Annotated in this window: 11 protein-coding genes; 5 read left to right on the top strand and 6 right to left on the bottom strand. The window is 61.3% G+C overall.

Translation table 11 applies throughout. The annotated features are described in order from the left end of the window. Positions 1 to 56 precede the first annotated feature (56 nt). Both QQJ84_RS07770 and QQJ84_RS07765 read left to right on the top strand, forming a co-directional pair. The gene (locus QQJ84_RS07770; RefSeq protein WP_284257560.1) at positions 57 to 1,721 is read left to right on the top strand and encodes an NAD+ synthase; all 1,665 of its coding nucleotides are present in this window, start codon (positions 57 to 59) and stop codon (positions 1,719 to 1,721) included. 172 nt (positions 1,722 to 1,893) lie between these two features. Beyond that, positions 1,894 to 4,605: a DEAD/DEAH box helicase gene (locus QQJ84_RS07765; RefSeq protein ID WP_284257559.1), complete on the top strand. Its 2,712-nt coding sequence runs from the start codon at positions 1,894 to 1,896 to the stop codon at positions 4,603 to 4,605. A 208-nt stretch (positions 4,606 to 4,813) separates the two neighbouring features. On the opposite strand, the gene otnC is transcribed toward QQJ84_RS07765, so the two are convergent. After that, positions 4,814 to 5,467 carry a 3-oxo-tetronate 4-phosphate decarboxylase gene (gene otnC, locus QQJ84_RS07760; protein ID WP_284257558.1) on the bottom strand — a complete coding sequence of 218 codons (654 nt, stop codon included), beginning with the start codon at positions 5,465 to 5,467 and terminating at the stop codon, positions 4,814 to 4,816. Positions 5,468 to 5,681: 214 nt separating this feature from the next. Between otnC and ltnD the strand changes: the two genes are divergently transcribed. The 3 genes from ltnD to otnK are packed head-to-tail and all read left to right on the top strand — an operon-like array spanning position 5,682 to position 8,655. Then, positions 5,682 to 6,611, top strand: a complete 930-nt coding sequence (gene ltnD / locus QQJ84_RS07755) for an L-threonate dehydrogenase (protein WP_284257557.1) — start codon at positions 5,682 to 5,684, stop codon at positions 6,609 to 6,611. Next, the gene (gene otnI, locus QQJ84_RS07750) at positions 6,611 to 7,390 is read left to right on the top strand and encodes a 2-oxo-tetronate isomerase (protein WP_284257556.1); all 780 of its coding nucleotides are present in this window, start codon (positions 6,611 to 6,613) and stop codon (positions 7,388 to 7,390) included. The genes ltnD and otnI overlap by 1 nt, the downstream gene beginning before the upstream one ends. Continuing rightward, a complete protein-coding gene (otnK, locus tag QQJ84_RS07745) occupies positions 7,387 to 8,655 on the top strand; it encodes a 3-oxo-tetronate kinase (protein WP_284257555.1) in 1,269 nt (422 codons plus the stop codon). The genes otnI and otnK overlap by 4 nt, the downstream gene beginning before the upstream one ends. Positions 8,656 to 8,719: 64 nt before the next feature. Here the strand turns inward: otnK and QQJ84_RS07740 are convergent, their stop codons facing one another. The 5 genes from QQJ84_RS07740 to QQJ84_RS07720 form a co-directional block, all read right to left on the bottom strand. Further along, positions 8,720 to 9,634: an NAD(P)-dependent oxidoreductase gene (locus QQJ84_RS07740; RefSeq protein ID WP_284257554.1), complete on the bottom strand. Its 915-nt coding sequence runs from the start codon at positions 9,632 to 9,634 to the stop codon at positions 8,720 to 8,722. Beyond that, complete coding sequence (locus QQJ84_RS07735; protein ID WP_284257553.1) at positions 9,624 to 10,511, bottom strand: NAD-dependent epimerase/dehydratase family protein; 888 nt, start codon at positions 10,509 to 10,511, stop codon at positions 9,624 to 9,626. Before QQJ84_RS07735 ends, QQJ84_RS07740 begins: the two co-directional genes overlap by 11 nt. Positions 10,512 to 10,580: 69 nt before the next feature. After that, positions 10,581 to 11,615, bottom strand: coding sequence for an autoinducer 2 ABC transporter substrate-binding protein (locus tag QQJ84_RS07730; protein WP_284257552.1), 1,035 nt, complete (start codon positions 11,613 to 11,615; stop codon positions 10,581 to 10,583). An 18-nt stretch (positions 11,616 to 11,633) separates the two neighbouring features. Beyond that, positions 11,634 to 12,650, bottom strand: a complete 1,017-nt coding sequence (locus tag QQJ84_RS07725; RefSeq protein WP_284257551.1) for an ABC transporter permease — start codon at positions 12,648 to 12,650, stop codon at positions 11,634 to 11,636. Beyond that, the gene (locus tag QQJ84_RS07720; RefSeq protein ID WP_284257550.1) at positions 12,647 to 13,648 is read right to left on the bottom strand and encodes an ABC transporter permease; all 1,002 of its coding nucleotides are present in this window, start codon (positions 13,646 to 13,648) and stop codon (positions 12,647 to 12,649) included. Before QQJ84_RS07720 ends, QQJ84_RS07725 begins: the two co-directional genes overlap by 4 nt.

Below are 13,648 nucleotides of genomic sequence, written 5' to 3'. Positions count from 1 at the left end.
ACCGTCATGCCGGCGCAAGCCGGCATCTCCCTGCCTTAACCCGACGGGCCCCCACCATGACCGCCACGCTTAAAATCGCCATCGCCCAGCTCAACCTGCACCTCGGCGCCATCGGCAAAAACCTCGCCGCCATCCGCGCCGCGCGCAAACAGGCCGCCGAACTGGGCGCTGATCTCCTCATCACACCCGAGCTCTCCATCTCCGGCTACCCGCCCGAAGACCTTGTGCTCAAACCCGCCTTCGTCGCCGCCTGCGAAGCCGCCGCCGAGGAACTGGCGCTGGACACAACCGATGGCGGCCCCGGCCTCATCATCGGCACCCCCTGGCGCAACGGCACCGGCCTGCACAACGCCGCCTTCGTGCTCGATGGCGGCAAGATCACCGCGCGGCGCAAAAAACACGAACTCCCCAACTACGGCGTGTTCGACGAAAAACGCGTCTTCGCCCCCGGCCCCGTCCCCATGCCGGTGAACTTCCGCGGCTTCTCCCTCGGCCTGATGATCTGCGAGGACTGGTGGTTCCCCACCGTGCCGAAATCCCTCGCCGATTCCGGCGCCGAGCTTCTGCTCTCCATCAACGGCTCCCCCTTCGAGGACGGCAAGCAATCCACCCGCATCGCGCTGGCCGCCCAGCGCGTCGCCGAAACCGGGCTTCCCTACATCTTCGCCGCCCTCACCGGCGGGCAGGATGAAATCGTCTTCGACGGCGCCTCCTTTGTGCTGAACGCTGACTCCGGCCTCGCCGCCCAGCTCCCCCATTTCGCCGAATCCCTCACCCTCACCACCTGGACCCGCACCGCCACCGGCCTGATCTGCGCCCAGACCCGCTTTCCCCCCGCGCCGCACCGGCTGGAGCTGATCTACCAGGCCATGATGATGGGCCTGCGCGACTATGTGAACAAAAACGGCTTCCCCGGCGTGGTCCTCGGCCTCTCCGGCGGCATCGACAGCGCCATCTCCGCCGCCGTCGCCGCCGACGCCCTGGGGCCGGAGCGGGTGCGCGCCGTCATGCTTCCCAGCCCCTACACCTCCGCGCACTCGCTGGAAGACGCCGCCGCCTGCGCCCAGATGCTGGGCATCCCCTATGAGACCATCCCCATCTCCGGCGCCATCGGCGCTTTCGCCCAGGCCCTCGCCCCCGCCTTCGCCGGCCGCGAGCCGGACATCACCGAGGAAAACCTGCAATCGCGCACGCGCGCCATCATCCTCATGGCGCTCTCCAACAAATTCGGCCCCATGCTGCTCACCACCGGCAACAAATCCGAAATGTCAGTCGGCTACGCCACCCTCTATGGCGACATGTGCGGCGGCTACTCAGTCCTCAAGGACATTTACAAAACCACGGTGTTCGAACTCTCCCGCTGGCGCAACGCGCACACCCCCACGGGCACCCTCTGCCCGCGCGCCCCCGCCATGCCCGAGCGCGTCATCACCAAAGCCCCCAGCGCGGAACTGCGGGAAAACCAGACCGACCAGGACTCCCTGCCCCCCTACGACATGCTGGACGCCATCCTGCACCGCCTCATCGAGGGCGAAGCCAGCATCGATGACGTTGTATCCGAAGGTTTCGAGCGCCCCACCGTCCTGCGCATCTGGAAACTGCTCGACCGCGCCGAATACAAACGCCGCCAATCGCCCCCCGGCGTCAAAATTTCCCTCCGCGCTTTTGGCCGCGACCGGCGCTACCCGATGACCAATGGGTTTACGAATCTCATAAAATAACCACCGGGTTTATTTTACACACGCACAATTCAGCCCTGCCTCCCGCAAATTTCTGTCTTTTCCCCCTGCCCTTTTCCGCAATATCGGCTATGAGACCCTTTGGCCCGCCGCGCGGCGGGTTGGATGCGCGCGCCAAGCCTGGCGGCGCGAGACAGATTGAAGGGTTAGCCTGATGCCGGTGCCGTATTCCGCTGAAGATCTTGAAAAAGTTTTCGACTCCAAGATCCTCACCAGCAGCCGGTTCATGGCCGAGATGACCGACGTCTCCCTGGATGGCGAAACCATCACCGGCACCAACCAGATGGGCGCCAAGTGGACCACCAAGATCACCCCTATCGCCATGGGCCAGCGCATCTCCTTCGCCGAGCGCGAATGCAGCTGCGGCGAGAGCAAATGCAAGCACCTCGCCGCCACCGCGCTCAAGGCCCTGGAATGCTTCCCCGTGCTGCGCAAGGCCGCGCCCAAATCGCTCATTGACACCATCATCCCCGCGCACGAGCGCCCCTTCCCGCCGCCGCCAACCCGCATGCGCCCCACCGGCCGGCGCGCCCGCGCCGCCAACATCGCGCCCATCCTGCCCGACGCCCCCGAACCCGGCGCCACCGTGCTGGAGCGCCCCTGCACCCCCGTGCTGCGCCTGCGCCGCCTGCAGGCACCTGATGAATTCGGCCGCCCGCGCATCATCGATGTTCTGACGCTCGACTTCGACTATGCCGGCGTGCGGGTTGACGGCGCCGACGATGCCCAGTTCATCCGCGTCAAATCCGGCGGCCACATCGTTTTCATCCGGCGCGACACCGCCGCCGAAGCCGCCGCCCTCGACACCCTCCGCCCCGATAACTTCGTGCAAATGCGCGTCGCCGACGGCAAATCCGCCCGTGGCCAGCGCGTCCTCGTCTTCCGGGGCGAGACCGCCGCCACCCAATGGCACCATTTCGTCGCCGTGCGCGTGCCCGAGCTCACGGCACTCGGCTGGCAAAGCAGCATCGAGGCCAATTTCGGCCCGCAACTGGCGGAGAACGTCGGCAATCTCGATGTCACCGTGGCGGACGCCGAAAAAGGCAGCTTCAGCCTCGAATTCGGCATCGAGATCGACGGTGTGCGCCACCCCTTGCTGCCCATCCTCGAACATCTGCTCGCCCGCGGCGGCTATGAGGCGGCGCAGATCGTGGGCGATGAGCTCATCACCAGCATGGATGATGGCCGCGTCATCAAGCTTCCCGCCGAGCGCATCCGCCGCCTGCTCTCCGTCATGGGCGACCTCATCGAGGCCGCCGGGCGCTCCGCCGAAAAATCCCTGGTCCTGCCCGTCGGCGCCGCCGCGACCGTGCTGGAGCTGGAGGACGTACTCACCACAAGCTGGCAAAACGCCGCCACCATCGAGGCCTATGTCGAACGCTTCCGCGGCGAGCCGGAGATCATCCCGGTCGTCGTGCCGGAAGAATTCCGGGGCCACCTGCGCCCCTATCAGCAACACGGCGTGGACTGGCTGCAGCACCTCGCCAGCCACGGCCTCGGCGGGTTCCTCGCCGACGACATGGGCCTCGGCAAAACCGCCCAGACCATCGCCCATATCTGCGTTGACCACGCCGAAGGCCGCCTCACCGCCCCCGCCCTCATCGTCGTCCCCACCAGCCTCGTCGCCAACTGGACCGCGGAACTCGGCAAATTCGCCCCCCAGCTCACGGTCGCCGTGCTGCATGGCATGGAGCGCCACGAGCGCCGTGAACAGCTCGAAGGCGTCAACGTCGTCATCACCACCTACACGGTCCTGACGCGCGACATCGAGGAGATGAAACAGCTCCCCTGGCACATTGTGGTGCTGGATGAAGCCCAGGCCATCAAAAGCCCCGATGCCCGGGCCACCCGCTCGGTCTGCCAGCTCAACACCGTCCACCGCATCTGCCTCTCCGGCACCCCCATCGAGAACAACCTCGACGAGCTGTGGTCGCAATTCGCCTTCCTCATGCCAGGATTGCTGGGTGACCGGCGCGGCTTCACCAAGCGTTTCCGCACCCCCATCGAGAAAAACGGCGACCCCGTATGCCGCGCCCAGCTCGTCTCGCGCATCGCCCCCTTCATCATGCGCCGCACCAAATCCGAAGTCGCGACCGAGCTGCCGCCCAAGCACACCATCCTGCGCCGCATCTCCCTGGCGCCCGACCAGCGCGAACTCTACGAGACCATCCGCGGCACCCTGTATGAGACCGTGCGCGACCAGATGGCCGAGCGCACCCTGGCGCAGAGCCGCGTCATCGTGCTGGATGCCCTGCTCAAACTCCGCCAGGCCTGTTGCGACCCCCGCCTGGTCAAGCTCGGCGGCGGCAACCGCGGCACCGAAAGCTCCGCCAAGCTCGACGACCTGATGGAGATGATCGGCGAACTGATCCCCGAGGGCCGGCGCATCCTGGTGTTCTCGCAGTTCACCTCGATGCTTGACCTCATCAAGCCCCGCCTCGTTGAAGCGGGCGTCCCCTATGTTGAGCTGCGCGGCGACACGCGCGACCGCGCCGAGCCGGTCCGCTCGTTCGAGGCGGGCGAAGTCCCGCTCTTCCTCATCTCGCTGAAGGCCGGCGGGCGTGGCCTCAACCTCACCTCCGCCGACACCGTGATCCATTACGATCCCTGGTGGAACCCGGCGGTGGAAAACCAGGCCTCCGACCGCGCGCACCGTATCGGCCAGACCAAATCCGTGTTCGTCTATAAGATGATCGCGGTCGATACGGTCGAAGAACGCATCCTGGAGCTGCAACAGCGCAAGGCCGAACTCGCCAGCATCGCCTTCTCCGAATCCGGCGGCCTCGCCTTCAACGCGGAGGACATAGACTTCCTCTTCGGCAAAGATCCGCAACACACCGAGGAAACAGCCGCGCAAGCCGCCTGAACCCCCCGCAGCGGAAACGGCCCGGAACATCCCCGGGCCGCCTGCCCGCAAATTCATTTCTTTTCCAACACAAACCCGCACAAATTGGGGTGCAAGAAAAAAATTAAACCGAACTAACAGTGTGTTATAGAGAATTTCTCACAATAGCTTCACGTGAAGCACCCGGCGCGCCTCGCGCGCGATCGGCCACCGGATAACCGGCGCCGGATCACATCCGGCACAGCTCTGGAGATAAATTGAAATGCTCCACCAGATCGCTGACCTGGCCCGAATCCAGCACGCGCGGCGCGGCGCCGCGCAGCAGCAAGTAGAGCTTCGCCGTCTCCTCCAACTCCTCCGCCGCGAAAACAGCTGCCTCCAGCGTCTCGCCCGCAAGCACCGAGCCATGATTGGCCAGCAGAACGCATGAATAACGGCCGCCGAGGCCACGGATGGCATCACCCACCGCCGGGTCTCCCGGACGATGATACGGCACCAGGGCGGTGCAGCCGCAACGCATCACATAATAAGGCGTGAGCGGCGGCAGCGCGTTGGCAGGGTTGATTTCCGGCAGCATGGAGACCGCGACGGCATGGGTTGAATGCAGATGCACCACCGCCGCCGCCTTGCGGCTTTCATAAATCGCAGCGTGTAGCGGGATTTCCTTGGTTGGCGGGTCGCCTGAGAGCAGCCGGCCCGAAGCATCTAGCCGGGAGAGCCGTGCCGGATCCAGAAAACCCAGCGAGACGTTGGTGGGCGTAACCAGCCAGCCACCATCGCTCAGCCGCACGGAGATATTGCCCGATGCTCCCGGTGTCAGCCCACGTTCAAACAGCGAGGCGCCGAAGCGGCAGATCTGCTCGCGCAGGGCCGATTCATTCATGGTCCTTCACTTCCTTTTGGCCATTGTAAACATTGAATTGGTAGCGCTCCCATTAGCTCTTGGCAAGCGCCGGAAAATAACCTAGAAATATGATAGCGCTACCATTTACACGCGGCGCCAGCGGTGAATGCCGCGTTCCGGGAGATCATCACGTGACAGAGTACCGAATAAACCGATTTGCCACGGAGCCGGCCGGGCCTGCCGGAAGATGTAAATGAGCACTCAGACCATCAATATGGCGAATACCGCGACGGTCGCGGTTATCGGGCTGGGCTCCATGGGCTTTGGCATGGCGCAATCGCTGGGCCGCGCGGGTTTTTCGGTGGCGGGGTTCGATGTCGCGCGGGATGCCGTCAACCGCTTGCGGGCAGAGGGCGGACGCGGCGCGGACAGCCCGGCGCAAGCGGCCGCGGGGGCTGAAATTGTCGTCTCGGTGGTGGTGAATGCCGCGCAGACCGAGGCGATTTTGTTTGGCGATGCCGGAGTGGCGGAAACATTGACAAAAGGTGGCGTGTTCATCTCCGCCGCCACCATGGCGCCCGAAATCGCGCGGCAATTCGCGGCGCGGCTGGAAGCAACCGGCCGGCATTATCTGGATGCACCGATCAGCGGTGGCGCCCTCCGCGCACGCGATGGCGCGTTGACCATCCTCGCCTCCGGCACCCCGGAGGCATTTTCCAAGGCCCGGCCTGCACTCTCGGCGATGGCTGCGAAAGTGTATGAGCTGGGAGACGAGGCCGGGCTGGGGGCTGCGTTCAAAATGATCAACCAGCTTCTGGCCGGGGTGCATATCGCCGCCGCCAGCGAGGCGATGGCCTTCGCCGCGAAGCAGGGGTTGGATCTTGCGAAAGTTTACGACGTGATTACCGCTTCCGCCGGAAATTCCTGGATGTTTGAAAACCGTATGCCACATGTTCTGGCGGGAGATTATACGCCGCACAGTGCGGTGGATATTTTCGTGAAAGATCTTGGCATTATTCAGGACATGGCGAGAGACGCAAAATTTCCGGTTCCCGTCGCGGCCAGTGCGCTACAGATGTTTCTCGCGGCGTCGGGCATGGGCATGGGGCGCGATGACGATGCCTCCGTCGCGCGGGTTTATGCCCGGCTGAGCGGTGCCAAACTGCCGGGGAATGATAATTGATGCTGAAATTTGCTGCTAACCTCTCGATGATGTTCACCGAATGGACGTTTCTGGACCGCTTTGGCGCGGCCGCGGATGCAGGGTTCCAGGCGGTGGAATATCTCTTTCCCTATGAGCATCCACCCGAAGCGATTGCCGCCCGCCTACAACGCCACAGACTGACTCAGGCGCTGTTCAACATGCCGCCGGGCGATTGGGCGGCGGGCGAGCGCGGCGTGGCCGCCCTGCCCGGCCGGTTAGAGGAACTGAAGGCGAGCGTGCAAACAGCCTTGGTCTATGCCCAGGCAACCGGCGCGAAGCGGCTGCACCTTATGGCGGGGATCGTGAACCGCGATAGCCCCGGGGCGGCTTCGCGCTACGAGACGGCGGTAACCTACGCGGCGGAACAACTGGGGGAACATGGCATCGAGCTGTTGCTGGAGCCGATCAACGCCCGCAGCATGCCAGGATATTTCCTCAATGATTACCCCTATGCCGAAGCGCTGATCCAGCGGCTGGGATTGACGAATCTGCGGTTGCAATTCGATATTTTCCATCGCCAGATTATGCATGGCGATGTCTCGGCCGCGCTGGCCAGGCTGATGCCGATCATCGGCCATGTGCAGGTGGCCAGTGTGCCGTTGCGCAATGAGCCCAATACCGGTGAACTGAACGATAGCCATATTTTCAGGATGCTTGAAAATTTGAATTATGGAGGCTTCATCGGTTGCGAGTATAATCCGCGCGCCGGAACGCTGGCCGGGCTCCGGTGGTTGCATGATGCCGGGGCAGAGCAATGAGCCTGCGCCTTGGCTGCATCGCCGATGATTACACTGGCGCCTCCGATCTTGCGAACACGCTGACACGCAACGGCCTGCGGACTGTGCAGACGATTGGCGTTCCTGCGGCAGGCTTGCCCCTGGCGGACGTTGATGCTGTCGTCGTCTCATTGAAAAGCCGGTCTATCGCGGCGGCCGATGCGGTTGCCAGCTCCCGCGCCGCGGCGCGCTGGCTGCGGGGCCAAGGTGCGGCGCATGTGATGTTCAAAATATGTTCCACATTCGATTCAACGGATGCGGGCAATATCGGGCCGGTAACCTTGGCGTTGCAGGCTGACGGCGGCGTAGAAAGTCTGTTGGTTACACCTGCATTTCCTGAAACAGGCCGGACCGTCTACCAGGGCCATCTATTCGTGAACGGCGTTCCGTTGAATGAAAGCCCGTTGAAAGATCATCCGCTAAACCCGATGCGGGATTCCAACCTCGTACGCGTTTTGCAGCGCCAGTGTGGCGATGCGCAGATCGGTCTGATAGACGCGGAGGTTGTCGCACGCGGGCCAGCAGCGATTTTGACGCGCCAGCGTGAACTCGCGCAGCAGCATCGCGGCATCGCGATTATTGATGCCATCAGGGAGAGCGACCTGCTCGCGATCGGCGCCGCCGCCATCGGCCAGAAACTTTCCGTTGGCGCATCCGGGCTGGGCCTGGGGCTTGCACGCGCGCTTGCGGTGAACAGCGTCGCGAAACCGTCGGATGCAGGCGCGCCTGTTGGCGGGCTTGCGGCTTGCCTGGTGGGAAGCTGTTCAAAAGCCACGCTGGAACAGATTGACGCCGCCGCGCAGTTTTTGCCGGTCTTGCGCCTGCGAACTGAAAACATAATGGATAATTCAGCAGAAATCGAAGATGCGCTGGAATGGGCGGCGGCGCGCCTGGCCACTGCCCCGGTACTGATCGCCAGCAGCGGCTCAACCGAAGAGGTGGCGAGCCTGCAGGAGCGCTATGGGCGCGAGCGCGCCGGCCATGCCATTGAACAAGCGATGGCTGCGATTGCCGCTGGGCTCGTGGCGCGCGGCGTTAGGCGCCTGGTTGTTGGCGGTGGCGAGACCTCCGGCGCGGTGATAAACCGCTTGGGGATATCAGCCTTTCAGCTTGGCCCGGAAATTGCCCCCGGTGTACCCGTGTTGCGCAGCTTGGGCGGGAAGGATGCCGGCATGTTGCTTGCTCTGAAATCAGGCAATTTCGGCGGCCAGGACTTCTTCATGCGCGCACTGGCGATGATGCATTAACGAAAACACGGCCTATTGTGAATAGGCCGTGTTTTTGAGAATACATGCAGGGTTTGACTTTGTCTCAGCCTGGTTCTGGCTGGATGCCGTTGAGAGCGGCAACAATATCCGAGAGCATCGGCACATAGTCATCGCCGCGCCCGGCACCTATGGCTAGCGCATAGGAATTGCGCACCGCGGCGGAAACAGGATTCGCGGCACCCGCGTTGATGGCGAAGGCAGAGAGGTAAGTAAGGTCCTTCAGCGCATTGTTGAGCGTGAATTTATGCGCATCGCGATCACGTTCTATCACATATTTGAAAAATGTCTGATAGAATGGGCAATCCATTCGGCCACCCCGAATTACCTGGTCGAATATATCCGCGCGCAATCCAGCTTTGGCGCCCAGCATCAGGGCTTCGGAATAGAGCGCGCCATAACCCAGCGATATGAAATTATTCAGCAGTTTCATCGTGTGGCCGGTGCCGGTTGGGCCGGTGTGGACCATGCGCTGAGAAAATGATTCGATAATCGGCCTCACACGCGCAACAACGTCATCCGCCCCGCCGATCATCACATCAAGCGTGCCGGCCCAAGCATCTTTCGGCGTCCGGCTGAGCGGGGCGTCGATCAGGGTGATCTCCCGGCCCGCGAGTTCACCCGCCAGCGCGGTGGTGACGGATGGGTCGGAGGTCGAACAATCAACGATCAGCAGTTTTTTCCCTGCCGCCGCCAGGCCATTTTCCCCGTTGATAATCGACACCACCTGGGGGCTACCCGTGACGCAGAGAAAGACGATGTCCACCGCTTGCGCCAATGCCTTCGCGGAACTTGCTTCCGCGGCGCCACGTGCCAGCAAATCCTCAACCGGCACCCGGTTGCGATTCGCCAGCACGGTAAGAGGATAGCCGGCTTCGAGAATATTTTTCGCTATGCCATGGCCCATCAGCCCAACGCCGATGAAACCGATCCGCTCGGAGGTATTCGGGTTATTTGACATAGTCGCGCCAGAAATGAGCTTGTTTGAATCCGAGGACATCGCATGTTTTCCGGTTGGAGAGCAGTGTTTCAAATTCCCCGAGTGTGCCGCGCACCGGCGCGTTTGGATAGAAACGGCGAAGCAGCTCAGCTGTTGGAAGGTCGGACGAGGTATCGCCGCTGACGCCGTTGAACACCTGGAAGCCCAGACCGTCCTTCTCGATGCCAAGCCGGGTGATCTCACCTAGGTCACGGGCGTCGATGTAGCTCCACGCAATCCGCTTGCGGAAGCCAGGATCAACAAAAAATTTAGGGAAGTTCGCATACTCGTGCGGCTCGATCACGTTGCCTATACGGATTGAATATATATCGATCCCGGAGCGCAGCGCGAAAGCCTTCGCGGTATTCTCGTTGCAAAGTTTGGAGAGCGCGTAGCTGTCCATCGGATCAACGGGGTATTCCTCATCGAGCGGGAAATAGACGGGGTCGCGTGGTTCATTGGCGAAGACAAGCCCATAAATCGTCTCGCTCGACGCAATGATGATTTTTTTGATGCCGAGCTTCACCGCAGCTTCGATGACGTTATAGGTACTGAGCGTGTTGATGCGGAACACTTCGTTATCGGGCGTGATCATAATGCGCGGAATGGCGGCAAAATGCACGACCGCATCGATCGGTTCGGGACGCAGCGAGGCATCGAATTCATGCAGGCCGGTATAGCTCGACAGTGCATTGAATACCTGGCCCTGATCGGTGAGGTCCGTGATCAAGGTACGGACTTGCGGATTATCAAGCGGTTTCGTGTCGATATTCAGCACGCGGTAACCGTGCTCGACGAGATGCTGCACGGCGTGCTTTCCCGCCTTGCCGCTGCCGCCTGTAAATACTATCCGTTTCATTCACTGCTCTCCATGGTGTGTAGGTCTTATCCGCCGGCTTTCTGCAGCCGGCGGATTGTTTCGGTGGCTTTAGAAATTGTATTTATCGATATTTTCCGCTGTGAAAACCAGAGGCTCGCTGAAAATGATCACCTTGTTGTTGACAGTATAGGTGCCAAGCCCCGGCACGGTAAAGGTGTCGTCTGGTTTCAGTGCATGGTTGGCGGCCAGACGCGCCACATACATGACCAGCTTGCCTTCTCCCACCTCATCCCAAAGCGGGCTGGCCTTGATGACGCCATCCTTAACGTATTGACGGATCGAGTTCGGATCGCTCGCGCCGGTGGCAAAAACCTTGCCCTGCATTCCAAGTTTTTCAATTGCCGCGGCGGCGCCCACTTCCGCCGCACCGTCCGGCGCGATAATCGCGGTTACCTGCGGATAGGCATGCAGAATATTCAGACCCGCCGACAGTGACAGCGACGGGCTGGACTGGCCATATTGCGTGGTCACCACTTTCATATTTGGATAAGTTGCCGCCATATAGGTTTTTACCGCGCCCAGCCATGCGTTTTGAATAGCCGCATCAGGTGTTGAAGACAAAATGGCGACTTGCGCATTTGGGCCGGCATAGGCTTCAACGGAGTCTACCAGCGCCTTGCCCATCGCCGGATAGGCCGTATTCTGAATGAAGAAATCCCGTGCGTCGGGCGAGACATCGGAATCATAGCTCACCACGGCGATACCCTGGGCCATCGCCCGCTTCAGCGATGGCGCAAGCTCCGTCGGATTGTTTGATGTCACCGTGATGGCATCAAACTTCCGCGCAACCAGGCTATTGATGATGTCAACCTGGCCTTGCGCGGAGGCGGTCACGGGGCCGGTGTAGAGAAAATTGATGTTGAGCGATTTTGCGGCTTCAATTGCTCCTTGCTCATTGGCCTTAAAGACCGAAAGCCCGATCAGCTTTGGAACCATCGCAACTTTGATGGTCTTGGACGTGTCAATCGACATCTGTGCATGAGCGGCCGTTGCCATGGCGCCCAGGCTGGCCGAAACCAATAACATTTTGATAAGTGGCTTCATAATATCCCTACATGAGTTTTTTGTTATCGTCGCAGGCACGTAATCCGGTGTTTTGCTCTAGGATCTGGGGGCCATGCGCTCCGGCGGGCGCAACGAGGATAGGCGCCGGATTATAGAACCAAGATCAAAACCCCGGCTGGAAAAAAGATTTTTGATGGCGATGGATGAGAGCAAAATGGCGCCGATCAGCATTGTTGTGACCATGTCTGAAAAGCCGGCGATCAACATCCCCTGGCGAAGAACCCCAAGGATCATCACCGCGAGAGTTACGCCGAGAATTCCGCCTTCGCCTCCGAATATACTGATGCCGCCCAGCACGACCATGGTGATCGAAGTCAGCAGCAGGATGTCGCCCATATCGGCACGGACGGCATCGTAATAAGATGCGAGAACAATGCCCGCGAAGGCTGCCATTATGCCGCTGATGCAATAGGCGCGCCGCTCAACGGAGGCAACGGAAACACCGGCATAATGCGCCGCATCCCGGTTATAGCCGATCATCACCAGCCTGCGGCCATACCCGGTGCGGGTTATCAGCCCCGAAAATCCGATGGCCAGGACGATAAATATCACTAACTGCACGGGCACCCACCCCGCCAGGGCGCCGGTTCCAAGTTCACCGAATGCCGGGCCGAACCCGTAAGGCGGCGATGCGCCGGCAAGCGCGATGGCGATGCTGGAATAGATGAAATTCGTGGACAGTGTCGCAATCAGCGGTTCCACGCGCAGGCGGGTGATAATTTGCCCGTTCAACCACCCAAGGCCACCGCCGGCGCCAATCGCCAGCAACACCGCAAGCCAGGTATTCAAGCCGTAGGATTTGATGAGGATGGCCATGATGACAGCCGCAAGCCCCGAGATGGAACCAACCGAAAGGTCAATGCCGCCGGTTAGGATCACCACCGAGAGTCCTAAAGCCACAAAGCCGAACGGCAGAAACTCTTCGGTGATCGCGAGGGTACCGTGGAAACCGTCATAGAAGCCCGGTGTAAAAATGCAGAACCCTGAGAAGAGCGCCACCAAAATCGCGACCAGCGCACGGTCCCATGGTTGGCGGGGGAACAGATATTTCATGGGTTTGAACTCCGCCTTGCGCCAAGCGTGACGGCGGCGAGGATCATCAGCCCCTCACCCGCCGAATACCAGATCGCGGGAACCTGCAGAAACACCAGCGCGGTGATGACGACGCTCAGGAACACACTGCCGATTACCGTGCCGGCGAGATTGCCCCGCCCGCCCGCGATCGCCGTGCCGCCGATCAGCGCGATCGCTATGGATTGCAGCTCGACATGGTCGCCCGTGCCGGTTGTGGCTGTTGCGGACCCGGTATAGGCCACGAACACGAGCCCAGCGAAAGCCGCCAGCGCACCGGAGATGGTATACACTGCCAGCAGTGTGCGGCGCACAGAAATACCGGCGTTATAGGCCGCGGCGGCATTGTTGCCGATTGCCAGAATATTGCGGCCAAACTTCATGTGGTTCAGGACAAACCAGGCAGCCGTTGCAACAGCGATAAGTGCAAGCACGGGCGTTGGCACCGGTAGGAAGGGGATGAGATTTCCATTGCCGAATGCGGCGAAATCTGGCGAGACCTGGTCCACCTGCAGCCCGTTGGAATAGATAAATGTCAGCCCGCCATAAAGGCTGTACGTCCCCAGCGTTGCGATAATCGGCGGGATTTTAAGCCAGGCGACCAAAAAGCCATTGAGGCAGCCAAGCACCGCGCCCATGGCCATGCAGAGTGGCAACACCTGCCAGAGCGGCATACTGGATGTTGTGGAGAGCAGCCCAAAAACCATCGCGCTCAAACCCAGAACGGCGGAGACTGAAAGATCAATCCCGCGTGTTATGATAACGAAGGTCTGGCTGATGCCGACCAGCCCCAAAACAACGGAGCTGAGGACCATGAATTCGATATTGCTGAAGGACATAAAGCTTGGCCGCAGCGCCCCGACCCCGAGCACCACCACAAATGTCGCAACCAGAAGCGTGACTTCACGAAGCTCCCGGCGGCGCGGCCGGGGTTTTGCGCGGTGGCCGGGCTCCGATGTGGCCGTGGCGGCGCTGTTCAT

The organism is Acidocella aquatica (genome assembly GCF_030160635.1).
Taxonomy (GTDB): domain Bacteria; phylum Pseudomonadota; class Alphaproteobacteria; order Acetobacterales; family Acetobacteraceae; genus Acidocella; species Acidocella aquatica.
The sequence above is the reverse complement of the archived record's forward strand: the minus strand, read 5'-3'. Positions and strand labels throughout refer to the sequence as shown.

Excerpts from the sequence above, each read along its gene's own strand:
- QQJ84_RS07735 (WP_284257553.1), bottom strand. The coding sequence starts at position 10,511 with ATGAAACGGATAGTATTTACAGGCGGCAGCGGCAAGGCGGGAAAGCAC.
- otnK (WP_284257555.1), top strand. The coding sequence starts at position 7,387 with ATGAGCCTGCGCCTTGGCTGCATCGCCGATGATTACACTGGCGCCTCC.
- ltnD (WP_284257557.1), top strand. The coding sequence starts at position 5,682 with ATGAGCACTCAGACCATCAATATGGCGAATACCGCGACGGTCGCGGTT.
- otnI (WP_284257556.1), top strand. The coding sequence starts at position 6,611 with ATGCTGAAATTTGCTGCTAACCTCTCGATGATGTTCACCGAATGGACG.
- QQJ84_RS07765 (WP_284257559.1), top strand. The coding sequence starts at position 1,894 with ATGCCGGTGCCGTATTCCGCTGAAGATCTTGAAAAAGTTTTCGACTCC.
- QQJ84_RS07725 (WP_284257551.1), bottom strand. The coding sequence starts at position 12,650 with ATGAAATATCTGTTCCCCCGCCAACCATGGGACCGTGCGCTGGTCGCG.
- QQJ84_RS07770 (WP_284257560.1), top strand. The coding sequence starts at position 57 with ATGACCGCCACGCTTAAAATCGCCATCGCCCAGCTCAACCTGCACCTC.
- otnC (WP_284257558.1), bottom strand. The coding sequence starts at position 5,467 with ATGAATGAATCGGCCCTGCGCGAGCAGATCTGCCGCTTCGGCGCCTCG.
- QQJ84_RS07720 (WP_284257550.1), bottom strand. The coding sequence starts at position 13,648 with ATGAACAGCGCCGCCACGGCCACATCGGAGCCCGGCCACCGCGCAAAA.
- QQJ84_RS07740 (WP_284257554.1), bottom strand. The coding sequence starts at position 9,634 with ATGTCAAATAACCCGAATACCTCCGAGCGGATCGGTTTCATCGGCGTT.